Source organism: Ensifer sp. 22460 (assembly GCF_052044935.1).
Taxonomy (GTDB): Bacteria; Pseudomonadota; Alphaproteobacteria; order Rhizobiales; family Rhizobiaceae; genus Ensifer.
On record NZ_JBQENZ010000008.1, the window covers coordinates 219,841 to 245,701 of the forward strand.

27 protein-coding genes and 2 tRNA genes are annotated in these 25,861 nt (G+C 61.5%); 15 read left to right on the forward strand and 14 right to left on the reverse strand.

Annotated elements, in window-relative coordinates; translation table 11 throughout:
* Window positions 1-270 precede the first annotated feature (270 nt).
* On the forward strand, window positions 271-1,209 hold the full coding sequence (gene ypfJ / locus ACTJKM_RS12765) for a KPN_02809 family neutral zinc metallopeptidase (protein ID WP_057250299.1): 939 nt from the start codon (window positions 271-273) through the stop codon (window positions 1,207-1,209).
* A gap of 61 nt (window positions 1,210-1,270) precedes the next feature.
* On the opposite strand, the gene ACTJKM_RS12770 is transcribed toward ypfJ, so the two are convergent.
* Entirely contained in the window at window positions 1,271-2,263 is a 993-nt protein-coding gene (locus ACTJKM_RS12770; RefSeq protein ID WP_058328210.1) for an aldo/keto reductase, read from the reverse strand.
* Window positions 2,264-2,382: 119 nt separating this feature from the next.
* Between ACTJKM_RS12770 and ACTJKM_RS12775 the strand changes: the two genes are divergently transcribed.
* The 3 genes from ACTJKM_RS12775 to ACTJKM_RS12785 all read left to right on the forward strand — a co-directional run bounded on the left by ACTJKM_RS12775 (window position 2,383) and on the right by ACTJKM_RS12785 (window position 6,335).
* The gene (locus tag ACTJKM_RS12775; RefSeq protein ID WP_057250302.1) at window positions 2,383-3,291 is read left to right on the forward strand and encodes a LysR family transcriptional regulator; all 909 of its coding nucleotides are present in this window, start codon (window positions 2,383-2,385) and stop codon (window positions 3,289-3,291) included.
* Between the two features lie 166 nt (window positions 3,292-3,457).
* The gene (locus ACTJKM_RS12780) at window positions 3,458-4,780 is read left to right on the forward strand and encodes a TCR/Tet family MFS transporter (protein ID WP_082663603.1); all 1,323 of its coding nucleotides are present in this window, start codon (window positions 3,458-3,460) and stop codon (window positions 4,778-4,780) included.
* Window positions 4,781-4,922: 142 nt separating this feature from the next.
* Window positions 4,923-6,335, forward strand: a complete 1,413-nt coding sequence (locus ACTJKM_RS12785; protein WP_058328209.1) for an MATE family efflux transporter — start codon at window positions 4,923-4,925, stop codon at window positions 6,333-6,335.
* A 135-nt stretch (window positions 6,336-6,470) separates the two neighbouring features.
* Here ACTJKM_RS12785 and ACTJKM_RS12790 read toward each other — a convergent pair whose 3' ends face one another.
* Window positions 6,471-6,599, reverse strand: a complete 129-nt coding sequence (locus tag ACTJKM_RS12790; RefSeq protein WP_255571450.1) for a hypothetical protein — start codon at window positions 6,597-6,599, stop codon at window positions 6,471-6,473.
* A 359-nt stretch (window positions 6,600-6,958) separates the two neighbouring features.
* Here ACTJKM_RS12790 and coaD point away from each other — a divergent pair, with 359 nt between their 5' ends.
* From coaD to tgt, 5 genes are all read left to right on the forward strand, one after another.
* Window positions 6,959-7,453 carry a pantetheine-phosphate adenylyltransferase gene (coaD, locus tag ACTJKM_RS12795; protein WP_057250308.1) on the forward strand — a complete coding sequence of 165 codons (495 nt, stop codon included), beginning with the start codon at window positions 6,959-6,961 and terminating at the stop codon, window positions 7,451-7,453.
* A gap of 35 nt (window positions 7,454-7,488) precedes the next feature.
* The gene (locus ACTJKM_RS12800; protein WP_058328208.1) at window positions 7,489-8,061 is read left to right on the forward strand and encodes a peptidylprolyl isomerase; all 573 of its coding nucleotides are present in this window, start codon (window positions 7,489-7,491) and stop codon (window positions 8,059-8,061) included.
* Window positions 8,062-8,083: 22 nt separating this feature from the next.
* Window positions 8,084-8,593 carry a peptidylprolyl isomerase gene (locus ACTJKM_RS12805; RefSeq protein ID WP_057250311.1) on the forward strand — a complete coding sequence of 170 codons (510 nt, stop codon included), beginning with the start codon at window positions 8,084-8,086 and terminating at the stop codon, window positions 8,591-8,593.
* Between the two features lie 73 nt (window positions 8,594-8,666).
* Window positions 8,667-9,749, forward strand: coding sequence for a tRNA preQ1(34) S-adenosylmethionine ribosyltransferase-isomerase QueA (gene queA / locus ACTJKM_RS12810; protein WP_057250312.1), 1,083 nt, complete (start codon window positions 8,667-8,669; stop codon window positions 9,747-9,749).
* Window positions 9,750-10,880: a tRNA guanosine(34) transglycosylase Tgt gene (tgt, locus tag ACTJKM_RS12815; RefSeq protein ID WP_057250314.1), complete on the forward strand. Its 1,131-nt coding sequence runs from the start codon at window positions 9,750-9,752 to the stop codon at window positions 10,878-10,880.
* A 33-nt stretch (window positions 10,881-10,913) separates the two neighbouring features.
* Here the strand turns inward: tgt and ACTJKM_RS12820 are convergent, their stop codons facing one another.
* Window positions 10,914-11,336, reverse strand: coding sequence for a DUF4864 domain-containing protein (locus tag ACTJKM_RS12820; protein WP_057250316.1), 423 nt, complete (start codon window positions 11,334-11,336; stop codon window positions 10,914-10,916).
* A 419-nt stretch (window positions 11,337-11,755) separates the two neighbouring features.
* On the opposite strand from ACTJKM_RS12820, the gene ACTJKM_RS12825 reads away from it, so the two are divergent.
* Complete coding sequence (locus ACTJKM_RS12825) at window positions 11,756-12,484, forward strand: sulfite exporter TauE/SafE family protein (RefSeq protein WP_058328305.1); 729 nt, start codon at window positions 11,756-11,758, stop codon at window positions 12,482-12,484.
* A gap of 237 nt (window positions 12,485-12,721) precedes the next feature.
* The gene (locus tag ACTJKM_RS12830; RefSeq protein ID WP_057256106.1) at window positions 12,722-13,669 is read left to right on the forward strand and encodes a phosphoribosylaminoimidazolesuccinocarboxamide synthase; all 948 of its coding nucleotides are present in this window, start codon (window positions 12,722-12,724) and stop codon (window positions 13,667-13,669) included.
* 32 nt (window positions 13,670-13,701) lie between these two features.
* Here the strand turns inward: ACTJKM_RS12830 and ACTJKM_RS12835 are convergent, their stop codons facing one another.
* Genes ACTJKM_RS12835 through metG form a run of 3 tightly spaced genes read right to left on the reverse strand, consistent with a single transcriptional unit; the run spans window position 13,702 to window position 16,885 of the window.
* Window positions 13,702-14,538 carry an MBL fold metallo-hydrolase gene (locus tag ACTJKM_RS12835; RefSeq protein WP_057256049.1) on the reverse strand — a complete coding sequence of 279 codons (837 nt, stop codon included), beginning with the start codon at window positions 14,536-14,538 and terminating at the stop codon, window positions 13,702-13,704.
* A gap of 1 nt (window position 14,539) precedes the next feature.
* Complete coding sequence (locus ACTJKM_RS12840; RefSeq protein WP_058328207.1) at window positions 14,540-15,319, reverse strand: TatD family hydrolase; 780 nt, start codon at window positions 15,317-15,319, stop codon at window positions 14,540-14,542.
* Window positions 15,320-15,331: 12 nt separating this feature from the next.
* Window positions 15,332-16,885 (reverse strand): methionine--tRNA ligase, encoded by a 1,554-nt coding sequence (gene metG, locus ACTJKM_RS12845; protein ID WP_058328206.1) that lies wholly within the window; start codon window positions 16,883-16,885, stop codon window positions 15,332-15,334.
* Window positions 16,886-17,064: 179 nt separating this feature from the next.
* Here metG and ACTJKM_RS12850 point away from each other — a divergent pair, with 179 nt between their 5' ends.
* The gene (locus ACTJKM_RS12850) at window positions 17,065-17,370 is read left to right on the forward strand and encodes a hypothetical protein (protein ID WP_058328205.1); all 306 of its coding nucleotides are present in this window, start codon (window positions 17,065-17,067) and stop codon (window positions 17,368-17,370) included.
* On the opposite strand, the gene ACTJKM_RS12855 is transcribed toward ACTJKM_RS12850, so the two are convergent.
* The 4 genes from ACTJKM_RS12855 to ACTJKM_RS12870 form a co-directional block, all read right to left on the reverse strand.
* Window positions 17,365-18,396, reverse strand: a complete 1,032-nt coding sequence (locus ACTJKM_RS12855; protein ID WP_058328204.1) for a DNA polymerase III subunit delta' — start codon at window positions 18,394-18,396, stop codon at window positions 17,365-17,367. The two genes, ACTJKM_RS12850 and ACTJKM_RS12855, sit on opposite strands and share 6 nt — an antisense overlap.
* A complete protein-coding gene (gene tmk, locus ACTJKM_RS12860; protein ID WP_440660437.1) occupies window positions 18,393-19,073 on the reverse strand; it encodes a dTMP kinase in 681 nt (226 codons plus the stop codon). The genes ACTJKM_RS12855 and tmk overlap by 4 nt, the downstream gene beginning before the upstream one ends.
* Before the next feature lie 222 nt (window positions 19,074-19,295).
* Window positions 19,296-20,456, reverse strand: coding sequence for a D-alanyl-D-alanine carboxypeptidase family protein (locus ACTJKM_RS12865; RefSeq protein WP_440660439.1), 1,161 nt, complete (start codon window positions 20,454-20,456; stop codon window positions 19,296-19,298).
* A 37-nt stretch (window positions 20,457-20,493) separates the two neighbouring features.
* On the reverse strand, window positions 20,494-21,549 hold the full coding sequence (locus ACTJKM_RS12870; protein WP_440660441.1) for a septal ring lytic transglycosylase RlpA family protein: 1,056 nt from the start codon (window positions 21,547-21,549) through the stop codon (window positions 20,494-20,496).
* Window positions 21,550-21,862: 313 nt separating this feature from the next.
* Between ACTJKM_RS12870 and ACTJKM_RS12875 the strand changes: the two genes are divergently transcribed.
* Window positions 21,863-21,952, forward strand: a tRNA-Ser gene (locus ACTJKM_RS12875).
* 146 nt (window positions 21,953-22,098) lie between these two features.
* On the opposite strand, the gene ACTJKM_RS12880 is transcribed toward ACTJKM_RS12875, so the two are convergent.
* Window positions 22,099-22,665, reverse strand: coding sequence for a hypothetical protein (locus ACTJKM_RS12880; protein ID WP_058328203.1), 567 nt, complete (start codon window positions 22,663-22,665; stop codon window positions 22,099-22,101).
* 162 nt (window positions 22,666-22,827) lie between these two features.
* Window positions 22,828-23,460, reverse strand: coding sequence for a hypothetical protein (locus ACTJKM_RS12885; protein ID WP_156436915.1), 633 nt, complete (start codon window positions 23,458-23,460; stop codon window positions 22,828-22,830).
* Window positions 23,461-23,783: 323 nt separating this feature from the next.
* Between ACTJKM_RS12885 and ACTJKM_RS12890 the strand changes: the two genes are divergently transcribed.
* Window positions 23,784-24,080: a hypothetical protein gene (locus tag ACTJKM_RS12890; protein ID WP_093232472.1), complete on the forward strand. Its 297-nt coding sequence runs from the start codon at window positions 23,784-23,786 to the stop codon at window positions 24,078-24,080.
* 246 nt (window positions 24,081-24,326) lie between these two features.
* The gene (gene lexA, locus ACTJKM_RS12895) at window positions 24,327-25,052 is read left to right on the forward strand and encodes a transcriptional repressor LexA (RefSeq protein WP_058328201.1); all 726 of its coding nucleotides are present in this window, start codon (window positions 24,327-24,329) and stop codon (window positions 25,050-25,052) included.
* 90 nt (window positions 25,053-25,142) lie between these two features.
* Here the strand turns inward: lexA and ACTJKM_RS12900 are convergent, their stop codons facing one another.
* Window positions 25,143-25,475 (reverse strand): hypothetical protein, encoded by a 333-nt coding sequence (locus ACTJKM_RS12900; RefSeq protein ID WP_058328303.1) that lies wholly within the window; start codon window positions 25,473-25,475, stop codon window positions 25,143-25,145.
* 212 nt (window positions 25,476-25,687) lie between these two features.
* A tRNA-Cys gene (locus ACTJKM_RS12905) sits at window positions 25,688-25,761 on the reverse strand.
* Window positions 25,762-25,861: the final 100 nt, after the last annotated feature.

Sequence of the window (25,861 nt, forward strand, 5' to 3'; positions counted from 1 at the left end):
GCCGCAACGCCTTCACGAAGGCTCCGCCTCGTCCCGCTCTGCGGGTGGCTTAGGAGCGGCAAAGCGACTTTACGTCAAGGAGAGCGGAGCAGACTTCAGCCGGCGGAGTTTTCGCTGCCGATATCCGTAGCGGGAGCTAGCAGCCGCAGCAAAAAGTTTGGCCAGATCGCGAACTTACGGGCGGCGATTGCGTTTTACAACGACGTTGGGCGCATCTTATAAAAGAGCAAACCGACAACGCCCTTTTTACAGAGGCTGGGAGGACAGATCATGGAATGGAAAGGCCGCCGCCAATCCGAAAACATCGAAGACCAGCGCGGCGCGAGCCCGGGTGGCGGCAATCCGTTCGGGCGCGGCGGTGGTTTCCGCATGCCGGGCGGCGGAGGCGGTATGCGGCGCGCCGGCGGCGGCATGAGCTTCGGAACGATCATCTTCCTCGTCATCCTCTACTTTATCCTCAAGGCCATGGGCATCGACATGCTGCAGGTGCTGGAAGGTGGCGGCGGTCAGGTACAGTTGCCCGGTTTCGAGCAGAGTGACGGCTCGCCGGCACCGCGCGGTTCGGCCCAGGAAGAGGAAATGAAGTCTTTCATGGCGACCGTGCTCGCCGAGACCGAGGATACCTGGAACGGCATTTTCCAGGCGAGCGGCAAACAGTACGAAGAGCCCAAGATGGTGCTCTTCCGCGGCCAAGTGCGCTCCGCCTGCGGCTTCGCGTCTGCCGCCTCCGGGCCGTTCTATTGCCCGGGAGACCACAAGGTCTATCTCGACATGAGCTTCTTCGATGAACTCGCCCAGAAGTTCGATGCATCCGGCGACTTCGCCCAGGCCTATGTGGTTGCGCACGAGGTCGGCCACCACGTCCAGAACCTGATCGGCGTCTTGCCGAAATTCAACCAGATGCGCCAGTCGATGAGCGAAACCGAAGCCAATCAGATGTCGGTGCGTGTCGAACTGCAGGCCGATTGCTTCGCCGGCGTCTGGGGCAAATTTACCGAGCAGAAGGGCCTGCTCTCGCAAGGCGACCTCGAAGAGGCGCTGAACGCCGCCACCCAGATCGGCGACGACACGCTGCAGAAGCGGATGCAGGGCTACGTCGTTCCGGAGAGTTTCAACCACGGCACCTCCGAACAGCGCATGCGCTGGTTCAAGCGTGGCTTCGACAGCGGCAAGATGTCGGCCTGCGATACCTTATCGGGCGCCGTCTAGCCGCTTCTAAACAAGAAAACTGTCAGGGTCGGCACGATTGCCGGCCCTTTCGTTTGTCGGGTCAGCGTTCGCTGTCCATATGGGCGAGTTGGGCCTCGGGATAGCGGGCGCCCGCAGCGGCATCTTTCGGAACCGCCTGTTCGATTACCGCCAGATCGCCGGCACTGAGATCGACATCGCGCGACGCGAGGGCTTCCGCCAAGCGGTCGCGCCGGCGTGCACCGATCAACGGCACGATGTCCTTGCCCTGGGCGGCTACCCAGGCAATCGCGATCTGAGCCACCGAAACGCCCTTGCTTTCAGCGACCTGCCTCAGCGCTTCGACGAGGGCGAGGTTCTTGTCGATGTTGCCCTCCTGGAACCGCGGGCTCATGGCGCGGAAATCGCCCTTGCCGGCCGCGCCTTTCTGCCAGTGGCCACTGATCAGGCCGCGTGACAGCACGCCATAGGCGGTGACGCCGATACCGAGAGCGCGGCAGGTCGGCAGGATCTCGCTCTCTATGCCGCGTGAAATCAGCGAATACTCGATCTGCAGATCCGAGATCGGGTGGACGGCAGCGGCGCGGCGGATGGTCTCGGGCCCAACCTCGGAGAGGCCGATATGGCGGACATATCCAGCCTTCACCATGTCAGCGATCGCACCAATGGTATCTTCGATCGGAACGTCGGGATCGAGCCTTGAGGGACGATAGATGTCGATATGATCGACGCCAAGCCGCTGCAGCGTATAGGCGAGAAAGTTGCGAACCGCCTTCGGCCGGCAATCATAGCCAGCCCAGTTGCCCGCAGCATCGCGCAATGCGCCGAACTTCACACTCAACAGCGCCTTGTCGCGCCTACCGCCCTTCAGCGCCTCGCCGATCAGCATCTCGTTGTGGCCCATACCATAGAAGTCACCGGTATCGAGTAGCGTGATGCCGGCCTCCAGCGCGGCGTGGATGGTGGCGATGCTTTCGGCACGGTCGGCCGGGCCGTACATGCCGGACATGCCCATGCAGCCGAGTCCGAGCGCCGACACCGAGGGGCCGGTCTTTCCGAGTGAAACGTAATCCATTCTCGTTCTCCTTCGACATGGCCGAAATCCGCCGGCCGTTGATCGGTCTCTTGTTTACTTCCTTTGGCGTCGTGCGATAATCCGACCTCAATCGAACGACTTGTACGAAATTCCGCACAATGAACGACCTGCCGCTTGCAGATCTCGATGCCTTTACCGCCGTTGCCGCGACGCGCAGCTTCCGCGCCGCTGCCAAGAAGCGCGGCGTTTCCGCGTCGTCGCTGAGCGAGGCGCTGCGACGGCTCGAAGCCAAGCTGCAAGTGCGCCTGCTCAACCGCACGACCCGCAGCGTGACACTGACGGAGGCGGGCATGCGGTTGCTGGATCGGCTGACGCCGGCGCTCGGCGAGATTGCCGGCGCGCTCGATCAGGTCAACGAGATGCGCGACAGTCCGGCGGGAACGCTGAAACTGAATGTCCCGACCATCGTTGCCCGCGAAATCCTACCACCGATCGTCGGCCGCTTCCTCAGCAAGCATCCGGCAATCTCCTTGGAAGTGACGGCGGAAGATGGGTTCGTCGACGTTCTGGCGGCGGGTTTCGACGCTGGCGTTCGCTATGAGGAACGGGTCGAGCGCGACATGATCGCCATACCGATCGGGCCGAGCCGGCAACGCTACGTCACCGCGGCGGCACCGGATTATCTCGCCAGGCACGGCGTGCCCCAACATCCACGCGATCTGCTTGACCATGGCTGTATTCGCCACCGTTTCGCCAGCGGCATTTCTCTTCCCTGGGAGTTCGGTGAAGGGGAGGCGGCGCTGACGATCGCGCCTCCTGCCGTCGTGACCGCCAATACGATCGACCTCGAACTCGGCGCTGCCCTTGACGGGCTTGGCATCATCCGGACCTTCGAGGAGTTCGTCGCCCCGGCCATCGCGGCAGGACGGCTCCGGCCCATTCTTGAAGACTGGACGACGAGTTTTTCCGGACCGTTTCTCTACTATGCGAGCCGCAGGCATATGCCGACGCCGCTGCGCGCCTTCGTGGATTTCTTGAAGCTTGAACAGCGGCGCGACAACGGGTGAAGCAGATGCACGTCACCCGTCACATCAACCATTGCGATAGTCCCATCAGATAATTTGAGACGTTCACGGATTGTTTCGCGCGAAATGATCCGTTACACCTAAATTGGTAGCGTTGTTCACGTTCTGTCCCGCATCCCGGGGCAGGCCGCTCGGGGGAAGGGATCGCATGCGCGACGAGAAGTTTGTGCGACGCGGCCTGTTCCTCGTCTTCCTCATCCTGTTCCTGGATATCATCGGCATTGCGATCATCGTTCCAGTGCTGCCGACCTATCTGGAGGAACTGACCGGCTCCGATATCAGCGAAGCGGCAATCGACGGTGGTTGGCTGCTGCTCGTTTATGCGGCGATGCAGTTTCTCTTCGCGCCGCTGATCGGCAACCTCAGCGACCGATTCGGCCGCCGTCCGGTGCTGCTCGCATCGGTCTTCACCTTCGCACTCGACAATCTGATCTGTGCGCTCGCCACCAGCTATTGGATGCTGTTCATCGGCCGTGTGCTCGCCGGCATCAGCGGTGCAAGTTTCGGCACCGCATCGGCCTATATCGCCGACATCAGCCATGACGGAAACCGCGCCAAGAATTTTGGGCTGATCGGCATCGCCTTCGGGACCGGCTTCGCCCTCGGCCCGGTGCTTGGCGGTCTGCTCGGCGAATTGGGGCCACGCGTGCCGTTCTACGGTGCCGCGGCGCTCTCCTTCGTCAATTTCATTCTCGGCGTATTTCTGCTGCCCGAGACGCTGGATCGCGCCAATCGCCGTCGCTTCGAGTGGAAGCGCGCCAATCCGCTCGGCGCCCTCAAGCAGATGCGCAACTACCCAGGCATCGGCTGGGTTGGGCTCGTCTTCTTTCTCTTCTGGCTCGCCCACTCCGTCTATCCGGCGGTCTGGTCCTTCGTATCCAACTACCGCTATGGCTGGAGCGAGGGGCAGATCGGGCTATCTCTCGGTATCTTCGGCATCGGCGGCGCGTTCGTCATGGCCGTCATACTGCCGCGCGTCGTGCCACGGCTTGGCGAGTGGCGGACGGCGGTGCTGGGACTGACCTTCACCACCCTTGGCGCCATCGGCTATGCGGGTGCCTGGCAGGGGTGGATGATCTATGCGGTGATCATCGCAACCGCGCTCGAAAGCCTCGCAGATCCGCCATTGCGCAGTATCGCTGCCGCCCACGTGCCGCCATCGGCACAGGGAGAACTTCAGGGCGCGCTGACCAGCATCGGCAGCATCACCACGATCATCGGCCCGCTGGTCTTCACCCAGGCTTTCGGCTATTTCACCAGCCCTAGCGCTCCCGTCGCCTTCGCCGGTGCGCCCTATGCGCTCGCGAGTTGCTTCCTCGTCGGCGCGCTCGTCGTGTTCCTGTTGAAGATACCCAGAAGCAGGGCGGTAGGACCGCAAGGGCTGGAGGAGGCTATCGAGCCGGTTGCGGCTGCGGTTGCAGCAGCGGAAGAGGCTGAAGGGATCGAACAGCCAAGAATGCACGGAAATTGATCAATTTTCGTGATCTATCGATGAAAGTTTGAGCAACCTCGCCCTTGCGGCTGGCTCTTTGCCCGGGGGTATTCTATCTCCGGTTTTCCTCCCTCCGACCTTTAGTTGCGGCCGAGGCCGCATCGACCACCAGGAATCTGCCATGCTGACCGCGAATGCGAGCCTGAAGCCGTTGACGACCGACAACTCCTGGCGGATGCATTATCGCGCGAGCTTCTATCTCGGCGTGCCCTTTATCGGCGCCCAGCTCGCCCAGCTCGCGATCAACACGACGGACGTCCTGATGGTGGGCAAGCTCGGCGCCACCGAACTCGCGGCGATCATTCTTGCGACGCAGATGTATTTCACCGTCTATGTTTTCGGGAACGGCTTTGCCAACGCGGTGGTTCCGATGGCAGCCCAAGCCGTTGGTCGAGGCGACAAGGTTTCGGTGCGCCGCTCCGTGCGCATGGGCATGTGGGTCGTGCTGCTCTACGGGGTGCTGACGGCGCCGGTGCTCTGGATGGCCGAACCGATCCTGCTTTTCGCCGGTCAGCAACCCGAGGTCGCAGCCCTTGCAGGGGAATACATCCGCATCGCCCAGTGGGCGATCTTTCCCGGCCTGATTTTCATGGTGCTCAGAGCCTTCTTGAGCGGCCTCGAGCGGGCAGGAATCATTCTCTACGTGACGCTGGCGACTCTCGTACTCAATGCCGCTCTTTGTTACGTGCTGATCTTCGGCCATTTCGGCTTCCCGCAGCTCGGCATCTTCGGTGCAGCGGTAGCGGCGCTCGGCGTTGCGTTGCTCGGCGCGGCGCTGACGATCGGCTACATCAAGAGCAAGCCTGAGCTCAACCAGTACGAACTGTTCGTCCGATTCTGGCGGCCTGACTGGACGGCGTTCTGGGAGGTCGTGTCTCTCGGCATTCCGATCTCGCTGACGATCCTTGCCGAAGTGAGCCTCTTCACCGTCGCTTCGCTGCTGATGGGCACGATCGGCACGATTGAACTTGCCGCGCACGGCATCGCCCTGCAGTTCGCCTCACTCGCCTTCATGATCCCGCTCGGGCTCGCGCAAGCCGCCACGGTGCGTGTCGGCCTTGCCTACGGCCGAAACGACATGCTGGGCGTCCGGCGCGCGGCGGTTGCATCACTCGTGCTCGGTGCGGGCTTTGCCGTCGTCGGGAGCGCGATCTTTGCCCTGTTCCCGAGCCATCTCGCCGCCCTTTATCTCGACACCAACCGCCCGGATGCCGCGGCAGTACTGGCCTTCGCCGCGCCGCTCATCGTCATTGCCGGCGCCTTCCAGCTCGTCGACGGCATGCAGGCGATCGCCGCCGGCATGCTGCGCGGGTTGAAGGACACCAAGGTGCCGATGCTGCTGGCGTTGATCTCCTATTGGCCGATCGGCTTCGTCTGCGCCTGGGCCTTCGCCTTTCCGTTCAACTTCGGCGGCATGGGCGTCTGGTTCGGCTTCGTCCTCGGGCTCGCGGCAGCCGCCGTGCTTTTGAACTGGCGCTTCTTCCGGATGATCGGCGCGATTTCGACCACGCCCCCGAGGCACACCGCGATTTAGCGATAGGCTCCAGGCTGCGGGCAAAGAAAAAGCCGGACGGGCAGGGGATGCCGTCCGGCTTACAATGGCGACCGCCTCAGGGGAAGGGAACGGCGTCGCCTACTACCAAGCTTCGATTACGAAGCCTCGAAACCGCTAGACGTTGAAACCGTCAAGCCGCTCCGAACCCTGGCGATCGCGCTGGAGGTCGCGTATCGTTCGGGCAAAATCGATCAAAAAAACGAAACTGATGACCGCTGCCGCGATCATGAACAGGGTGGCCATGACGCCCTCCATCAACGGAAGATCTTCTGGGTCACGAATTGCTCGCGCCGGGCACGGGACTCATTGCGAAGTCCATGTATCGTCGCAAACAGCATCGCGAAAAACATCGCCATCGAAAACAGAGCAAGTCCCATAGCCGTAATCCTTTCGCATCCTAAACGGCAGTACGTTCGAAAAGTTCCGTTGTTTACTGCGCTACACTAGCGTTCTGCGTGTGAAGCACCGTTGAACATGGCATTCATTTAGCATTCATTCTTTCTGTCCCGCTGTTTCCCAGGGAACAGCTCTAGCCATCGGCACAACTCTTGCGATCCGTCGCCGTCCGTGACAAAAGGCTTCACCAAACGGAAACAGGTGCGATGACCACGGCATTTTATCCCGGCTCCTTCGATCCGATGACGAACGGCCACCTCGACGTACTCGTGCAGGCGCTGAACGTGGCGGCGAAGGTCATCGTCGCAATCGGCATCCACCCGGGGAAGGCGCCGCTTTTTACCTTTGATGAACGCGCCGAACTCATCCGTCGCTCGCTTCAGGAATTCCTGCCCGACCGGGCCGGCGATATCGACGTCGTCGCCTTCGACAATCTGGTCGTCGACGCGGCACGCGCGCGCGGCGCGAAACTGCTTGTGCGCGGGCTTCGCGACGGCACGGACCTCGACTACGAAATGCAGATGGCCGGCATGAACCGGCAGATGGCCCCCGACATCCAGACGCTATTCTTGCCCGCAGGCACGGCGTCGCGGCCCATTACGGCCACATTGGTCCGCCAGATCGCGGCCATGGGCGGTGACGTCAGCGCCTTCGTGCCCGCGGCAGTTTACCAAGCACTGCAGGCCAAACGCCGCGCTTGAGGCGCGGCCCTCTTTACACCACGCAGGGAGAAACCATGAAAATCCTCCACCTCGCTTTTGCCGGCGCCCTTGCGCTTGCCTCCTGGACGGGAACGGCGATCGCGCAATCGGCCGACAACTTCATCACGATCACGCTCAAGGATGGGCCGGTCGTCGTTGAACTGCGTCCGGACATTGCCCCGAAGCATGTCGAGCAGATCAAGGCGCTTGCCGCCGCCGGCGAGTATGACAACGTTGCCTTCCACCGCGTGATCAAGGGCTTCATGGCCCAGACCGGCGACGTGCAGTATGGCGATATGGAAAACGGCTACCAGCCACAGGCTGCCGGCACCGGCGGCTCGTCGAAGCCGGATCTGCCGGCCGAGTTCTCCGACGTTCCGTTCGAACGCGGCACGGTCGGCATGGCCCGCTCGCAGGATCCGAACAGCGCCAACTCGCAGTTCTTCATCATGTTCGCACCGGGCGACTTCCTGAACGGCCAGTACACGGTCGTCGGCAAGGTCGTTTCGGGTATGGAGAACGTCGACAAGATCAAGCTCGGCGACGATGCCAACAACGGCTCCGTCACCGATCCCGACCGCATGATCAGCGTCAAGGTCGGCAAGTAAAGTCAACAGAAGGAGAAAACCCATGGCCGAGATCAAGGATCCGGAAAACACGATCATCATGGAGACCACCAAGGGCAAGATCGTCATCGAGCTTCTGCCTGACGTCGCTCCGGGTCATGTCGCCCGCATCAAGGAACTGGCTCGCGAAGGTGCCTATGACGGCGTGGTATTCCACCGCGTGATCGAGGACTTCATGGCGCAGACCGGCGACGTTCAGTACGGCAAGACCGGCGGCGAGCACTTCAACCCGGCGCGTGCCGGCATGGGCGGCTCCTCCAAGCCGGATCTGAAGGCCGAATTCTCGAACGTCAGCCACGTTCGCGGCACCTGCTCGATGGCCCGCAGCCAGATGCCGAACTCGGCAAACTCGCAGTTCTTCATCTGCTTCACCGATGCCCCCTGGCTCAACAAGCAGTACTCCGTTTGGGGCCAGGTCATCGAAGGCATGGACAATGTCGACAAGATCAAGCGCGGCGAACCCGTGCGCGATCCCGACTCGATCGTCACGATGCGGGTTGCCGCAGACGCCTGATTTGCGCTAATGCACGGACCCGCCCCGGTCGCCAACTGCGCCGGGGCGGGTTTGCTTTTGTCTGAAGATAACAATGCGCGTAGACCTGTTCGACTTCGACCTTCCGGAAACCTCGATTGCGCTTCGGCCCGCAAGCCCGCGCGACAGCGCCCGCATGCTTGTCGTTCGCCCTGATGGCGCGGAAGTTCTGTCCGACAAAGGTGTGCTCGATCTGCCGTCGTTCCTCAGGGAAGGCGACGCACTGGTCTTCAACGACACCAAGGTGATTCCGGCGCAACTGGAAGGCATCCGCCGCCGCGGCGAGGAGATCACCACACCGGTTTCGCTGACGCTGCACATGCGCACGGCACCCGATTGCTGGAAGGCTTTTGCCCGCCCGGCGCGGCGCCTCAAGGTCGGCGACCGCATCGCCTTCGGCCATGGCGGTTCGAGTTGCCTGCTGGGCACACTCGACGCGACGGTCGAGGAAAAGGGCGATGCCGGCGAGGTGACGCTGCGCTTCGACCTCTCGGGCCCGTCGCTCGACGAGGCGATCATGGCGGTCGGCCACATTCCCCTGCCGCCCTACATCGCCTCCAAGCGCGCCGAGGACGCCCAGGATCGCGCCGATTACCAGACGATGTATGCCCGGGAGGAGGGCGCCGTAGCCGCGCCCACCGCCGGACTGCACTTCACCGACCGTCTCTTCACCAAGCTCGACGAGGCCGGCATCGAACGGCATTTTGTGACGCTGCATGTCGGGGCGGGCACGTTCCTGCCGGTCAAGGCCGACGACACCGACGACCATGTGATGCACCAGGAGATCGGCCACGTCGACGCCCGCACCGCCGAGCGGCTGAACGCCGTGAAGGCGAGGGGTGGCCGCATCGTCTGCGTCGGCACGACTTCGCTCCGGCTGATCGAAAGCGCGACCTCGGCAGAGGGTATCGTCAAGCCGTGGTCCGGGCCGACCGGCATCTTCATCACGCCCGGCTACCGCTTTCGCGCCGTCGACATGCTGATGACCAATTTCCATCTGCCGAAATCGACGCTGTTCATGCTGGTTTCGGCCTTCTCAGGCCTGGAAACTATGCGCGCGGCTTACGCACATGCGATCGAAACCGGCTACCGCTTCTATTCCTATGGCGACGCCAGCCTGCTTTTCCGGAAAGACTAGATGACCGAGACCTTCCAGTTCAAGCTTCACAAGACCGACGGCAAGGCCCGTCGCGGCGAAGTGTCCATGCCGCGCGGCACGATCCGCACGCCGGCCTTCATGCCGGTTGGCACGGTCGGCACGGTCAAGGCGATGTATCTCGACCAAGTGAAGGATCTCGGCGCCGACATCATTCTCGGCAATACCTACCACCTGATGCTACGCCCCGGCGCCGAGCGCGTCGCACGGCTCGGCGGTCTGCACGGCCTGATCCGTTGGCAGGGACCGATCCTCACAGACAGCGGCGGCTTCCAGGTCATGTCGCTTGCGGGCCTTCGCAAGCTCGACGAGCAGGGCGTCACTTTCAAGAGCCATGTCGACGGCGCGCTCTTCCACATGTCGCCGGAACGCTCGATCGAGATCCAGGGCCTGCTCGACAGCGATATCCAGATGCAGCTCGACGAATGCGTGGCGCTGCCGGCCGAGCCCAAGGAAATCGAGCGCGCGATGGAAATGTCGCTGCGCTGGGCAGAGCGTTGCAAGGTGGCCTTCGGCGACCAGCCAGGCAAGGCGATGTTCGGTATCGTGCAGGGCGGCGACATTCCAAAGCTGCGCGAACGCTCGGCCGAGGCGCTGAAGGGGCTCGATCTCAAGGGCTACGCTGTCGGCGGTCTGGCCGTCGGCGAGCCGCAGGAAGTGATGCTGCGCATGCTCGACATTACCTGCCCGATCATGCCGGTGGACAAGCCGCGTTACCTCATGGGGGTCGGCACGCCCGATGATATCCTGCGGTCGGTGGCCGAGGGCATCGACATGTTCGACTGCGTGATGCCGACCCGCTCGGGGCGCCATGGCCTCGCGTTCACGCGTCATGGCCGCATCAACCTGCGCAATGCGCGGCACGCCGAAGACATGCGCCCGCTCGACGAAGAATCCTCGTGCCCGGCGGCGCGCGACTATTCGCGCGCCTATCTGCATCACTTGATCCGTTCGAACGAGTCGCTCGGCGGCATGCTCTTGAGCTGGAATAACCTGGCCTATTACCAGGAGCTCATGGCCGGCATCCGTCTGGCGATCGACGAAGGTCGCTTCGCCGACTTCATGGCGGAAACCCAGGAAACCTGGCGGCGAGGGGACCTTCCGCCGGTCTGACGGTTGGAGGACGCTTGGCGCTTTGTGCAGGGCCTAGATCGCCGGCCCCGGTGCTGCCTGCAGCATCATGACGCCGTTGATCTTGTAGCTCCCGTCCGGTTGCTTCACCAGTTGGTAGATTGCCGTCCAGTCCTTGCCATCAGGGGCCGAGATCAACACCTCCTGCAGGACCTGATCGCCGACGACCTTCGACCGGCCAAAGGCGAAGTTGCCGGGCCGGTAGACGGGCTGGTAGCCGCGTTTGACCATGTCGAAGAATGTGGTCTTGTCGGGAAACTTGCCGCGGACCGCCGGTGAGGCGAAGAAATAGGCGGTTTCTGCATCATCATGCAGAAAGGCTGCGATCTGCTCCTGAATGATCGCGCGCGCGGTATCGACAGGTTCATCGGCGCGGACCGCACTTGCAGTGAAAAGTTGGGTCGTCAGTCCGAGGGCAATGGCAAAGGTCCTGAACATCGCCGATCTCTCCATCCAAGCCAGCTAAGATGAGCATAGGATAGCCGAGCGCTTTGGAAATGGTCGTGCCGGCCAGGCATGGGCCATTCAATCCAAATTCCGTTCGGTATTTACCATGAAAATCAATTGATTAAAAAGCATTTCGAATAATATACTTTGTATATCATAAGTTGGTGATTTGCAGCATTGGCCGATCGGGCAGGGCTGCCCGATCACCAAAATGGCGTTGGAAGTGGCGCAAGCTTCATCGCTCTCGGCTTTCAGCATGCGGGAAAGGTGGCGACTGAGTTCGGGTCTGCTGAGCGCCTCACCAAGAAACTGGAATGACAGCAACGCAGAGCAGCCCGCCGCCGGGCATTCTGCAAACCACCGGCGAGGGTGGCGTTCGCGCTTTTCTATCCGCGATGGGTCGGAAACTGATGGAGCCTGAATTGCTTCTTGTCCTCATCGTTGGTCTTGTTGCCGGGGTCATTAGTGGCATCATCGGGACGGGGTCCTCGATCATGCTTTTGCCAATCTTGACGTACGTCTATGGCCCGAAGGAAGCGATCCCGATCATGGCGGTGGCGGCGGTGATGGCAAATGTCTCGCGCATTCTTGTATGGTCGCGCTCCGTCGATTGGCGCGCGGTTGCGGCCTATGCAGCAACCGGGATACCGGCGGCGGCATTGGGCGCGCGGACCATGCTTGTTCTGCCTCCACACGTGGTGGATGCAACCATTGGAATTTTCTTCCTGGCCATGATCCCGATGCGTCGACGGTGTGCCGCATATTTGCGGCAACTGAGCTTGCGGCACCTGGCCTTTGCCGGAGCCATCATCGGCTTCCTGACGGGTATCGTTGTTTCTACCGGCCCCATATCCGTTCCGGTGTTCCTGGGGTATGGATTGACGAAGGGGAGCTTCATTGGCACCGAAGCCGCAGCCTCGCTGACGATCTACATCACCAAGACGCTCACATTCCAGAGTTTCGGCGCGCTGCCGTTTGCCACGCTGGCAAAGGGATTGACGGTCGGCGGATCGTTGATGGTTGGTTCGCTGCTGGCCAAGCCGTTTCTTCTTCGCCTCACACCTGAAACGTTCAGGCACGTTATGGACGCGCTTTTGCTTGGCACGGGCGCAAGCCTGCTATGGGGCGCCGCAAGCTGAAATCTCCCAGGTCAGCAAAACCCGGGGAGAGTGACATTCCAACTTTGCAGGATCAGGACACTTTAACTTTGCGGCTACACACAAGGATCGCATAAGATAGATTATGGAACTACCGGATATGCCGGAAAACATGGATTGCGGCTGATCCTTGCCTTGCCGCGCTTGACCCGGCCTTTCCGGCCTGCTTAGCGTTCCAGCACCGAAGCACCACTTTCAAGGCCAGATGTGATGAGCGAATTGCGCGTTCTTTCAGATGCTTTCATTCCAGAACTGCCAAACCGCTACAAAGGCAAGGTTCGCGAAAACTACGATCTGCCCGATGGCAACCGTATCATCATCGCCACGGATCGGCTGAGCGCCTTCGACGTCATCCTGACCTCGATCCCGAACAAAGGTCACGTGCTGACGCAGACCGCGCGCTACTGGTTCGAGGAAACCGCCGACATTTGCCCTAACCATGTGGTCAGCTATCCGGACCCCAATGTCGTCATCGGCAAGCGGCTCGACATTCTGCCGGTTGAGGTCGTCGTGCGCGGTTATCTTGCCGGCACCACCAGCACCTCGATCCTGACCAAGTACCGCAATGGCGAACGTGAGATGTACGGCATCACCTTGCCGGACGGCATGCGCGACAACGAGAAGCTGCCGCAGCCGATCATCACGCCCACCAGCAAGGCTTTCGACGGCGGTCACGACGAGCCGCTCTCGGCCGAAGCGATCCTCGAGCAAGGACTGCTGACGAAAGAGCAGCTGGATACGGTCTGGCAATATGCGCTGGCTCTGTTTGCCCGTGGCCAGCAGCGCGCCGCCGAACGTGGCCTGATCCTCGTTGACACCAAATACGAGTTCGGTACCGACGAAAACGGCACGATCATTCTTGCCGACGAGATCCATACGCCCGATAGCAGCCGCTATTGGATCGCCGACAGCTACCAGCAGAGCTTCGAACGCGGCGAGCGCCCGAAAAGCTTCGACAAGGATTTCGTGCGCGCCTGGGTCACCGCGCGCTGCGACCCTTACAAGGATCCGATCCCAGAAATTCCAGTCGATCTCATCGAGCAGACATCTGCGGTCTATATCGAGGCTTTCGAGACGATCACCGGTCAGCGCTTTGTCCCGGACCTTTCAGGCGCATCGGTTCTGGAGCGTATCCGCACCAATCTGGCGCCCTATTTCTCCAAGTGAATCCGTATATTAGATAAGAATGCTAATCTGATTTACGCGTCACCAGACGTCGGATCGCCGACGTCGAATTCGAGCCGCATCATGTCGTAGGCCGGCTCGATATGATCGGGCGTTTCGCCCTGAACCGTGTCGTAATCCAGCGGCACATGCATGTGCGTCAGTACCGCCCGCTTCGGCTGCAGTCTGGCGATCCAGCCGAGCGACTGCACTAGCGACAGATGGCTCGGGTGGAACTTATACTGCAGGGTGTCGAGAACCAGCAGATCGAGACCGTCGAGCTTGGCGACGGTTTCGGCGGGAAAGTCGCTGACATCGCTGCAATAGGCAAAGTCGCCGACTCGGAACCCGAGCGAATGGATGTTGCCGTGAAACTGCATCAGCGGCCGGAACGGGATCGGCCCGCCGGCACCGTTGATCACCACAGGCGATAGATCGTCGGGAATGATCCGCGGCTCTACGATCGGTGGGTAACCGCTGCCGGGCGGTGATTCCAGGCAATAGCCGAATCCCTCGCGGATTCGCCCCATCGTATAGGCATCGGCCCAGATCGGCACCCGCCTCCGGTTTTCAATGACATAACCGCGCAGATCGTCGATGCCATGCAGATGATCGGCATGGGAATGGGTGTAGAGCACCGCATCGATGTGGTGCACCCCTGCTGCAACCATCTGCGCGCGAAAATCCGGACCAGTGTCGATGACGACGGTCGTCTTGCCACCATCGGGCGCGGTCTGCTCGACCAGCAAAGCGGCGCGCATGCGCCGGTTCTTCGGATTGTCCGGATTGCAGGCGCCCCAGTCACCGGTGATGCGCGGCACGCCCGGCGACGAGCCGCAGCCGAGAATGGTGAAGGCGCGCCGGAACGCCACGTCAGACCCTCGGCATCTTGGAGAAGATGCGGAAGGCGTTTTCCGTGGTGATCCTAGCGATCTCCTCGTTGCTCACACCGATCGTTTCGGCGAGCACGGCAGCCGTATGGGCGACATAGGCCGGCTCGTTGCGCTTGCCGCGGAACGGCTTCGGCGCGAGATAAGGCGCGTCGGTCTCGACGATCATCCGGTCGTGCGGCACGGTCTTGGCGATCTCGCGCAACTCTTCGGATTTCGGAAAGGTCAGGATGCCCGAGAAGGAGACGTAGCCGCCGAGCTCGACGCCGATACGCGCGAGGTCAGGGCCGGACGAGAAGCAGTGCAGAAGGAAAGGGAAGGCCCCCTTCCCTGTTTCCTCGGTCAGGATCGCCGCCATGTCTTCGTCGGCCGAGCGGCTATGAATGACGAGCGGCAAACCGGTTTCGCGCGCTGCGGCAATGTGCCGGCGCAGGCCTTCGACCTGGGCGTCACGCGGAGCGTTGTCATAGAAATAGTCGAGACCCGCCTCGCCAATCGCGACCACCTTCGGATGCACCGACAGCCGGACAAGATCTTCAGTCGTGATGTCCAGTTCCTCATCCGCATTGTGCGGATGCGTGCCGACGGAACAGAAGACATTCGGATAGGCCTCAGCGATCGCAAGGATCGTCTCGAACCGCTTCACGCGGGTCGAGATCGTGATCATCTGCTCGACACCCGCCTCATGCGCCCGCGCGACGATGGCGTCACGCTCCGCTTCGAAATCGGGAAAATCCAGATGGCAATGGGTATCGATCAGCATGCTCAAAGTGCCTTATTGCGCTTCCGGTGCAATGTAGCGCGGGAACACCGGCTTCGGCGCTTCAAGCGGCGTGCCCGACACGAGACGTCCCGCCTCGCCGAGGGCTGCGAAATCGCGCTTGTCGGCGGGCGCCGCCACCAGGTCGAGCAGCTTTGCCGACGAGTCCGGCATGAAGGGCTGCAAGAGGATGGCGATCTGGCGCACCACTTCCGCCGTTACATAGAGCACGGTTCCCATGCGGGCCGGATCGGTCTTCTTCAGGGCCCAGGGCTCCTGGCCGGCGAAGTAGCGGTCCGTCTCGGAGACGACGGCGATGATCGCGGCCAGCGCCCGGTGGATCATCTGCTTGCCCATCTCGTCGCGCGTGATCTCGTGCAGCGCATCTGCGGCCGCCAGCATCGCCTTGTCCTCGTCGGTCAGGGTACCGCAGACCGGGACCTGGCCGTCGCAATTCTTGACGATCATCGACAGCGAGCGGCTCGCCAGGTTGCCGATGCCGTTGGCGAGATCGGAGTTGATGCGGGTCGCGATCCCCTCCTCGCTGTAGCTGCCGTCCTGACCGAAGGAGACTTCACGCAGGAAGAAGTAGCGGATCTGGTCGAGGCCGAAATGCTCGACGAGGTTGAACGGGTCGACAACGTTGCCGAGCGACTTCGACATCTTCTCGCCCTTGTTGAGCAGGAAGCCATGTGCAAAGACGCGCTTGGGCAGCGGCAGCCCGGCCGACATCAGGAAAGCCGGCCAATAGACTGCGTGGAAGCGGATGATGTCCTTGCCGATCACATGGATGTTGGCTGGCCAGAACTTGGCGCGCGGACCCTTGGGATCGTCGAGATAGCCGGTCGCGGTGATGTAGTTGGTGAGCGCATCGACCCAGACGTACATCACGTGCGCCGGGTCGTTCGGGACCTTGATGCCCCAGTCGAAGGTCGTCCGCGAAACCGAGAGATCCTTGAGACCCGATTTCACGAAGGAAATCACTTCGTTGCGGCGCTCGGCGGGACCGATGAAGTCAGGGTTTTCCTCATAGTGCTTCAGGAGCTTGTCCTGATAGGCGGAGAGGCGGAAGAAGTAGCTCTGCTCCTCGACCCATTCGACGGGCGTTCCCTGCGGGCCGTAGCGGACGCCATCGTCGCGCAGTTCGGTCTCGTTCTCCTGGTAGTAGGCTTCGTCCCGCACAGAGTACCAGCCGGCGTAGGAATCCTTGTAGAGGTCGCCCGCCTCGCCCATGCGAATCCAGATGTCCTGCGACGCATCGTGATGGCGCTTCTCGGTCGTGCGGATGAAGTCGTCGTTGGACGCATTCAATAGCACGGCCATCTTCTGGAATTCCGCGGAGTTGCGGTCGGCCAGTTCCTGCGGCGTCACGCCTTCCTTGCGCGCCGTCTGCTGCATCTTCTGGCCGTGCTCATCGGTGCCGGTCAGGAAGAACACGTCACGTCCATCAAGGCGCTGGTAGCGCGCCATGGCATCCGTCGCGATCAACTCATAGGCGTGGCCGATATGCGGCCGGCCGTTCGGGTAGGAAATCGCGGTGGTGATGTAGAAAGGGGACGTGTCTCTCATAGGCGGATTCGATCTATCTCGGATTAAGCTACGCACGCTCTTAGCGCATACGCCGCAAGGAAGAAACATGCGATCCATGAAAAGCCCCGCAGGCGAAAGCGGCCGCCGGGGCTGCCAGCCTTGCGCAATCAGCATGCGCGACCTAGAACAAAACAGAAACAAACGGAAGAGGGTGAATCATGCTGGATCGACTTGGCAGCCAATTTGAAACCGCCTCCGCCGGCTATGCCGGCGCGCACGGCATCGAGCGCGACCCCGACTGGTTCATCCTGAAGATGCAGGAGGAATTGGGCGAGCTAACCCAGATCTGGAACAAGCTCAGCGGTCGCGGCCGGCGCCACGGAATATCAACGGACGAACTCAGGTCCCTGATGGCCGACGAGACCGCCGACCTGCTCGGGCATGTGCTGCTTTTCGCGCACCACCACAAGCTCGATCTGCAGGCGGCAATCGAGCACAAGTGGCGCTTCCAGGCGGCGCTATAGCGCCGCCTTTATATCGTCGAGCAGCGACAGGATGGTCTGCTTGCGGTCGAGATTATAAGCATCGCTGACGGTCAGCCGCTCGGTCACGGAGGCCGAAAGCCGCGCGAAGCGCTCGGCGCGCACGATGTCTCCCGCAATCGCGGCCTCCCGCGCGTCGCGCATGATGCGGTCACTTGCGAGAGCCTGGAAGAATTCGAAGATCGTTTCGCTGTCCTTGCCCGAGAGCACGTCGGCCAGCTTGTGCATGTCCTTCCGGACTGCTGGGCCCTGCCCCGCGAGGATCCCCTCGAATGTCGCGGCGATCTCCAGCCCACCATAATTGATGAGCTTCAGCGCTTCGGCGACGCTGCCATTGGAGGCCGCGACGATGCGCTCGGCGTTCTCGCCCTCGAGATCGAAACCGAGATGCGCCAGAGCCTGACTGAGCGGCGCGACGTCGAGCGGCTTCAGCCGCAGCGGCAGGCAGCGCGAGCGGATCGTCGGCAACAGTTTTCCGGGCGCATGCGTCAGCACCAGGAAGAGCGAGCGGCGCGGCGGCTCCTCGAGGATCTTCAGGATGGCGTTGGCCGCATTACGATTGAGATCGTCGGCCGGGTCGATGATGACGATGCGCCAGTTGCCGGTGCCGGATGTCTGGCTGAAGAATTTGCCGGCGCGCCTGACCTCGTCGACGGTGATCGCGCCCTTCGCCCTGCCGGTCTTCTCATCGATCGGGCGGCTCAGGTGCAAGAGATTGTGCGAGGCGCCCGAGGCGAGCTGCCGCCCGATGGCCGAAGCCGGATCGGGATCGGAAATCGCTTCAGGCGCTTCCGCAGGTTCCGGATGTTTCAGGATGTGATGCGCAAAGCGAAAGGCAAGCGTCGCCTTACCAATCCCCTCCGGCCCTTCGATCAGTATCGCGTGGTGTCCCTTGCCGGAGCGATAGCTCTGCGCCAGGAAGTTTTCCGCCTGTTCGTGGCCGAACAGTCGATTGTTCTCGGCGGGCGCGATGGCGCCATCCAGGACGCCGCCTCTTTCCGCGCTCATGACACGACTTCCTCGGCCGACGCGCCGGTGCCGTCGCCGTGCGGCAGGAGGGCCTCGACGAGGGAAAGTACTTCTGCGGAGATGGCCTCGACAGGCTGCGTCGCGTCGACGATCCGGCATCGCTCGGAATCGCGCCTGGCGATATCGAGAAAGGCGTCCCGCCGTTTCTCATGCGTCTCCAGCTGCTCCTTCTCGAAACGATCAGGATTGTCGTCCCCGGCACGGCGTTGCGCCCGCTCGAGGCCGATGCTGGCCGGCAGATCGAAAATCACGGTCCGATCCGGCACGACGCCGTTGATCGCCACACGCTCCAGACTTTCGACGAAGCTTTGCTCCAGGTTGCCGGTGATGCCCTGATAAACGCGCGAGGAATCCATGAAACGGTCGCACAGCACGATCGTACCCTTGTCGAGCGCCGGCCGGATGACCTCTTCGACATGATCGCTGCGGGCCGCTGCAAAGAGGATCGCCTCCATCCTGACCCCGAAGGCCTCCGCGGCTCCCGAAAGCAGCACGTGGCGCACCGCTTCGGCGCCGGCCGAACCGCCAGGCTCGCGTGTCGTCAACACCTCGTAGCCGCGCGCACGCAGGGATTCGGCGAGAAGACGGAGCTGCGTCGACTTGCCGGCGCCCTCCCCGCCTTCGAATGTTACGAACAGACCTTTTTTCAGCGACACCATGCGTTCCCATATCGGCATGCGACCCAGGTCACGATGCTTTCAGGTCGATTCGACCTGAAAGCATCGTGACCTGTTCTTAGCTAGAGCGGACTGCGGGCGGAAAACCGCGCGCACTTTTCCTCATTCCGCTCCGGCCCTGTTTAGCCGATTGGTCCGCGGTGTGAAACCGTCAGGTGGCGATGAATTGGCGGGAACCGCCCTCGCCGCAACCAGCTGCGGCTAAATCCAGAAGAACAGCAGTTCCTGCAGCGCATCAAGAGCGCGACTGGTCAGCGTGCCCTGCCCGACGGCGCTGGCAGTCTTGACCGGTACCTCGCGCAGCAGCTTCTCGCCGTTCCACAATTTGACAACACCGACTTCCGTCCCCGCCGTCACCGGCGCCCGCAACGGCCACTTGTAGACGATGCGTGCGGTCAGCCGTTCCGGATTGTCGACCGGCAACAGCACGTCGACCGGGCCGCCGGCGACCAAGGCCACATCGGCGGCATCGCCGCCATAGACGGCCGCTTCGCCAATCGCCTCCCCGTCGGCAAAAATCCGTTTCTTCTCGAAGGCGGTCATTGCCCAGTCGAGTACCTTGCGGCTCTCCTCGATGCGCTCCTTCTCGGTTTCGAGACCGCCCATGGCGAGATAGACCCGGCGGTCGCCGCGCTGCAGCGAAGCGGCCAGGGAGAAACCGAAGCCTTCGGCAAAACCGGTCGCCAGGCCGTCCACGCCTATGTTGGCCGAGATCAGCGGGTTCTTGTTGCGTTGCAGGATCTTGTTCCATTCGAACTCCGGCTGCGAATAGAGCCGGTAGAGATCCGGATGTGCCTCATGGAGGTGCCGAATGAGCGTTACCAGTTCGCTCATGGTGATCTGGTTGCCGGGATCCGGAAGCCCCGTGGCATTGCGGAACGTCGCAACCGGCATGCCAAGCTCGCGAGCGCGCGCCGTCATGCGCTCGGCAAAGGCGCCCTCACTACCGGTCATGCCTTCGGCAAGGATGATGCAGGCATCGTTGGCAAGCTGGACCGCGACGCCCTGCAGGAGATCGGCGACGCGGATGCGGGATTTCAATGCGGCAAACATCGTCGAAGTGCCGGCGGGCGCACCGCCGGTGCGCCAGGCGTGCTCGGAGACGTCGAAGGTGGTTTCGGCGGAAAGCGCGCCCTTGCCGAGTGCTTCGGCCACGACCTCCATCGTCATCAATTTGGCGAGCGATGCAGGCGGTATCGGTTGGTTTTCGGCGCGGGAAAAAAGCACGGTGCCGGTTTCGGCATCGACAAGCAGGATCTGCTTTGCCTTGGTGTCGAAAGTGGGCGCCGGTGTCTGCGCGAATACGGCGCCTGTAAACAGCGCAACGCCGAAAAACACTGCCGAGAACATCTTCATGCGCATGGGAAACTCCGGTTTCCCCTTGGGCATAGCAGCGAGGTCATTTTGGCACAACGCCGCCTGCGGTTATCGGACAGAACCGCTTGCTTTCTGGCGTTTGGCGTAATCGACAATCACTTGGGGTAAGCTGCTTCCGGTCGACCATAATCGCTTCAAACGGCGATTCGGCGTCGCTGACGCGGACTTCGACGTAAGCTGCAGCATAGGCCATGTTGCCGTCGGGCATCGGGATGAACTCGGGCCGCTCACGCGGGATCGGGCCGATTTCCGGCAGCATCACGAACTCGTTCAGCGATTGCGGCTGGGCGGACTGCGGCACGGGGGCTGCGAGCGCCGTCACCGGTTCGCCAACATCGAGCGAGGCCTTTGCGGGGACGGTGATCGTGCCAAGGGTCTGATTGCGGAACGGCTCGTTGGAGGCGACCATTACGCCGGTCGCGATCTGGCCTTCCGGCATCACGCTCGGGCCACGTTCGCCCTTCTGGACGTAGGACGCCATCAGATAGGGCATGTCGTTGCCTTCAAGCGGCGCGCGGCCGACATATTGCACGCGCACCTGCGCGCTGCCCTTGCGCTTGATATCGAGCATGTCGGCCGTCTTCGAGGAAACGTCGATGATCCGGCCGAATTCATAGGGGCCGCGATCGTTGACGCGCACGATGACCGACGTACCGTTTTCCATGTTGGTGACGCGCGCGTAGCTCGGCAGCGGGAACGTCGGATGGGCGGCCGACAGATGGGCCTTGTCATAGACCTCACCGTTGGCGGTCAGGCGACCATGAAAGGCCGAGCCGTACCAGGAAGCCGTACCGGTCTTGTTGTAGCCGAAGTCTTCCTTCGGCTGATACCACTTGCCCTTGACCTGATAGGCCTTGCCGACCTGATAGCGTCCGCCGCCCTTGGGGATGTTGTTACCGGTGGCAACGCGCGGGCTCGCCTTCACGCCGTAAACGGATTCGGCGAAGTATTCCTTGCTCCGCGGCTTCTTTTTGATGCTCGACGTGGATCCGCAGGCCGCGAGCGTTACGCACAGCGCAGGAATTGCCGCAAGGCGCAGTCCCTTGACCAGATATGCCGCATTTTTACTGGATGTCATCTGTCCCACAACATCGATCGAATAAGCCGTACTCGAAACCTTCCGCTCGTGCCCCCAGCGGAAATCTCGGCGTCCCGAAACGGAACAGTCGAGTAAACATGACAGCAACAAGGCGAAAATGCGAACTCATCCACAGATCAGCGCCGGATTTCATGCGTTATGGTTTACAGATGATTACCGGCAAAGCGTGCCCGCGCACTCCAGTCCGGCCATCGAGAAAATCTTTCAGCGACGCATGTTAAATCTTGCAAAGCGACGGGGCTTTGCGCAATAACGCCGTGCCCGGTAAGCAGTTGACTGCGAGCTCAGGCAAGGACAGGTGGCCGAGTGGTTTAAGGCTCTGGTCTTGAAAACCAGCGTACGGGAAACCGTACCGTGGGTTCGAATCCCACCCTGTCCGCCATTTTCCCAAGAAATATAGTCCGACGATGGACCGCCATCCCTGGCGGTGCTTCATTTTAACGAGCGCTTGTCGGCAGGCGTCAGCGCCGTGTGGTTCGCCTCGGGCAGACGACGACTGGGCCCTCCGCCTTTCACTCAAGCCGCGGGTTAGAGGCTGAACGGATCACGCGCTGAGCGTTTCTCGTTTGGCGCGTTGAACGGATCGGACTTCTTCTCCTTGGATTTGCGGCCCTCGTCGGCGATGATCTCATCCACGGCTCGCTGGCATTTCAGGAGTTCTTCCGCCGCCGGGCCGGTGCCGCGCAGACTGAGGTTTGCGACAACGCGATCGTCAAAGGCGATCGCCAACGTCCTTTTGCGCACGAACCCCGTCAGGAATTCCGCATCGGTGACGTTCACGAACAGGAACTTGCCGCTCTCGTCGCCGGCGGCGGTCGCCGCCGCACTCCAGGGATCGCTCTTGTCGAAGCGGAACGTCAGGTCATAGTCCTTGCCGACCTCGAGCGACTTCCAATCGTCGCTGGCGAAACTCATGTAGAGTGGCGATTCGGAGCCCTTGGGATAGAACCCCAGGCGCAGCCTGATTCCGCCTTCGAATATCGACGTGATGAAACACGAGCCTTCCATCGACGTGTCGGAAGCAACGGTCCAGCCGCCGACTTCCTTCCATTTGATGATCTCGGACTCCTCAGCCACGGCCGGTCCCGTGGCCATCAGACAGCTCACCAACCCGAACAGCAATCTACGCATGCAAAACCCCCGTTTGCCCGCATTTTGATAGGTCGCCGCGTGACTGTCGAGGGTGGGTGACCCGCAACCCATGCAAAATCTTAGGAATATTCACCTCTCGCAGCGGAACGACGCTCACGCCAAAGATCACATGGCAAAGGGATCTTTCGACGACTTGGTCTGGCCGCCACCAGCAAAGGGGTCATTGTTTGGCGCATTCCCGCCGGCGCCCGCAAACGGATCGGCGGCCGCCCCCTGCCCGCCGTTTGGCATCAACGCAATCACCGCCTCCTGGCATTTGAACATCTCGCTGACGGCCTTCATCGAATCGCGCAGACTGAGGCTCGCCACGACGCGCCCTTCGAACGCCAGCGCCAGCGTGTTCTTGCGCACGAATTCGGTGAAGAAGTCGGTGTTGGAGAAGTTGACGACCAGAGCCTTCGAGCCTGTGAGGTCCACGCCGAACGCGACAGCCGGCCACTGGCGGCCACGGTCGAGCTGCAAGGCGACGTCATACTCCCGCTGCGGCTCGATCGATTTCCAGTCGGCATTGCCGATCGAAAGAAACGCCAGGTTCGCCGATCCTCTCGGATAGAAGCCGATTCGAAGGATCATTCCGCCGTCGTAGCTCGTCGCCGCATAGCACGAGCCGCCCAAGGACGGATCGGAGCCCACCGTCCAGGCATTGACCTCTTTCCAGATATTCGAACGCCCTTCTTCAGCTGAGGCCGCTCCGGCCGCCACCAACAGACCGAGAACCGCCAACGACAATCTACGCATGCAACCACCCCATTTTTCCCGCAAAGTTATCGTTTTTTTACAACCTGTCGAGACGGTGCGACATCTTCACAACACGGATTTGTGCACGCCGGCAGCGAGGCCGCGACTTGGCGCAACCCAAGCGATTGCGGCAAGGACGGCGCGCCAGGCTGAGGCGGCTTTGCCGCTGTGTGCCCCTGGCGCAAAACGGCCACAGCCTGCACTCAAAGAGCTGTTGAACACATGACAGTGATCGCCAAGCTTGCTGGACTTCGGAACGAAAGCGCGGTTCACATCGTTAACCGCCCCGTAGTCCCACCCTTGCATCAAAGTGGACGATCACCGTGCTTGCCGCCCTGCTTCTCGCTTCGATAGTCGCATCGCCCAATATGCCTGACGTCAAGCTCAGCGCCGCCACGGTGGACGAACTTCAGACCGATTTCGAGAGCGCCGTGCCGTGCCATCAGATCGATGGACGCAAGGTGTGGAAGGGTGCGATCGCGTTCTACATCCAGTCGTTCGTCTATGATGGCGACAGGCCGGTCGCGACCGATGCGGCGGACGCCGTACTTCCAGAAGACAACAGCGCCGAGACGGTGAAGGAATTCGAAGACGCCTGCGCCGCCACGCAGCCGGCCTAGCCTCTTTGCACGAAAACGCTCGCGATTCGTTCGAATCGCCGTGCCGTCGCGCAATGCGCTACGCCGCCGCCCTCCGTTTGGGCACGATCATCGCCCAAACCCGCTCTGCTCCCGTAAAAGTGACCAATCGACACGCACAGACGCGCCAATTGTCTGAATTCACGGAATTTTAGGCACTTGCGGAACACATATGGAACAGATAGTGTCTGTTCTTGATTTGTTTCACGCCTCTGGGAGCGACGTGCCATGCTGACCCGCAAGCAACAGGAATTGCTTCTCTTCATTCACGAACGCATGAAGGAGTCAGGCGTCCCACCATCATTCGATGAAATGAAGGATGCGCTCGACCTGGCGTCGAAGTCCGGCATTCACCGTCTGATCACGGCACTCGAAGAACGCGGGTTCATTCGCCGTCTGCCGAACCGAGCCCGCGCGCTCGAGGTCATCAAGCTTCCGGAGGCTTACGCATCCAGCCAGCAGCAGCCCCGCCGCGGCTTCTCGCCCAGCGTGATCGAGGGCAGCCTCGGCAAGGCGCCAGCGGCCGCTCCTGCCGCACCGCCGAAGCCCACGCCCGTGGCCGACAACACATCGGTTTCCGTGCCGGTCATGGGCCGCATCGCTGCCGGTGTGCCGATCTCGGCCATCCAGAACAACACGCACGACATTACCGTTCCGCTCGACATGATCGGCAACGGCGAACACTACGCTCTCGAAGTCAAGGGCGACTCGATGATCGAAGCCGGCATCTTCGACGGCGACACCGTGATCATCCGCAATGGCAATACGGCCAATCCCGGCGATATCATCGTGGCGCTCGTGGATGATGAGGAAGCGACGCTGAAGCGCTTCCGGCGCAAGGGCGCATCGATCGCGCTCGAAGCCGCGAACCCTGCCTACGAAACGCGGATTTTTGGGCCCGATCGGGTGAAGATCCAGGGCAAGCTCGTCGGGCTGATGCGCCGCTACCACTGATTCCGAGGTAAATCTGGCATCCGACCGAGCCTCGCCACCGCTTGCGGTGGCGAGGCTCTGTTTATTGATGGCGACCTGAAGGCGCGCCTCTTATTCGTGGATGGTGTACTCGCCGAGCTCGCAGAGGTCCTGCATGTCTTCGGTCGTATCGAGGTCGGAGCCTTCTTCGAACTCGAAGCGCATGTCGTACTTGCAGACCTCCCGGCCGTCGGCGATGGTGATCTCCATGTCTTCTCCGGGGTTCAGCACCTGCCGGCCGAAAACATCGTCTTCCCACTCATTGACACCCACAGGCGACGTATAGAAGTTCGTCAGCACTGCGTTGGTGTTGTTCTTCAGCTTGAAAACCAGATCCTCCGCCCGCGCCTCGAATGTGGTCGCAGCGAAGAGGGCCAAGGCCGTCAGGACAAGTTTCGTCTTCATATATGCCATTGCCTCCGTTTTGATGATGACGGACGCTACCGATGCGGCTGATGTCAGCGGAGTCATCGTTCCCCCTCTACCGATTTCACCGAAGCGATAAGATCCAACGGATAGCTAATGGACGTGGCTTGCGCGGGCGTGGGGAGGCAACCATGCAATCGCTCTGCCCCGAGGCAGAACGTCTATCCACACTAAAATGAGGTGAGAGTTTTTGGAGGCCTCGCCCGGAATTGAACCGGGGTACAAGGATTTGCAGTCCTCTGCGTCACCACTCCGCCACGAGGCCTCACAGCTCGGATAACCGAGCGTTGGCGCGGATTTAGAATGATTGCAGAAAAACCGCAAGAGGCATTTTCCGAAAAACGCGCCGTCGATTTGTAAGACGG

Coding starts and splice junctions, on each gene's coding strand:
- ypfJ (WP_057250299.1), top strand. CDS start 271: ATGGAATGGAAAGGCCGCCGCCAATCCGAAAACATCGAAGACCAGCGC.
- ACTJKM_RS12770 (WP_058328210.1), bottom strand. CDS start 2,263: ATGGATTACGTTTCACTCGGAAAGACCGGCCCCTCGGTGTCGGCGCTC.
- ACTJKM_RS12775 (WP_057250302.1), top strand. CDS start 2,383: ATGAACGACCTGCCGCTTGCAGATCTCGATGCCTTTACCGCCGTTGCC.
- ACTJKM_RS12780 (WP_082663603.1), top strand. CDS start 3,458: ATGCGCGACGAGAAGTTTGTGCGACGCGGCCTGTTCCTCGTCTTCCTC.
- ACTJKM_RS12785 (WP_058328209.1), top strand. CDS start 4,923: ATGCTGACCGCGAATGCGAGCCTGAAGCCGTTGACGACCGACAACTCC.
- ACTJKM_RS12790 (WP_255571450.1), bottom strand. CDS start 6,599: ATGGCCACCCTGTTCATGATCGCGGCAGCGGTCATCAGTTTCGTTTTT.
- coaD (WP_057250308.1), top strand. CDS start 6,959: ATGACCACGGCATTTTATCCCGGCTCCTTCGATCCGATGACGAACGGC.
- ACTJKM_RS12800 (WP_058328208.1), top strand. CDS start 7,489: ATGAAAATCCTCCACCTCGCTTTTGCCGGCGCCCTTGCGCTTGCCTCC.
- ACTJKM_RS12805 (WP_057250311.1), top strand. CDS start 8,084: ATGGCCGAGATCAAGGATCCGGAAAACACGATCATCATGGAGACCACC.
- queA (WP_057250312.1), top strand. CDS start 8,667: ATGCGCGTAGACCTGTTCGACTTCGACCTTCCGGAAACCTCGATTGCG.
- tgt (WP_057250314.1), top strand. CDS start 9,750: ATGACCGAGACCTTCCAGTTCAAGCTTCACAAGACCGACGGCAAGGCC.
- ACTJKM_RS12820 (WP_057250316.1), bottom strand. CDS start 11,336: ATGTTCAGGACCTTTGCCATTGCCCTCGGACTGACGACCCAACTTTTC.
- ACTJKM_RS12825 (WP_058328305.1), top strand. CDS start 11,756: ATGGAGCCTGAATTGCTTCTTGTCCTCATCGTTGGTCTTGTTGCCGGG.
- ACTJKM_RS12840 (WP_058328207.1), bottom strand. CDS start 15,319: ATGCTGATCGATACCCATTGCCATCTGGATTTTCCCGATTTCGAAGCG.
- metG (WP_058328206.1), bottom strand. CDS start 16,885: ATGAGAGACACGTCCCCTTTCTACATCACCACCGCGATTTCCTACCCG.
- ACTJKM_RS12850 (WP_058328205.1), top strand. CDS start 17,065: ATGCTGGATCGACTTGGCAGCCAATTTGAAACCGCCTCCGCCGGCTAT.
- ACTJKM_RS12855 (WP_058328204.1), bottom strand. CDS start 18,396: ATGAGCGCGGAAAGAGGCGGCGTCCTGGATGGCGCCATCGCGCCCGCC.
- ACTJKM_RS12865 (WP_440660439.1), bottom strand. CDS start 20,456: ATGCGCATGAAGATGTTCTCGGCAGTGTTTTTCGGCGTTGCGCTGTTT.
- ACTJKM_RS12870 (WP_440660441.1), bottom strand. CDS start 21,549: ATGACATCCAGTAAAAATGCGGCATATCTGGTCAAGGGACTGCGCCTT.
- ACTJKM_RS12880 (WP_058328203.1), bottom strand. CDS start 22,665: ATGGCCACGGGACCGGCCGTGGCTGAGGAGTCCGAGATCATCAAATGG.
- ACTJKM_RS12885 (WP_156436915.1), bottom strand. CDS start 23,460: ATGCGTAGATTGTCGTTGGCGGTTCTCGGTCTGTTGGTGGCGGCCGGA.
- lexA (WP_058328201.1), top strand. CDS start 24,327: ATGCTGACCCGCAAGCAACAGGAATTGCTTCTCTTCATTCACGAACGC.
- ACTJKM_RS12900 (WP_058328303.1), bottom strand. CDS start 25,475: ATGAAGACGAAACTTGTCCTGACGGCCTTGGCCCTCTTCGCTGCGACC.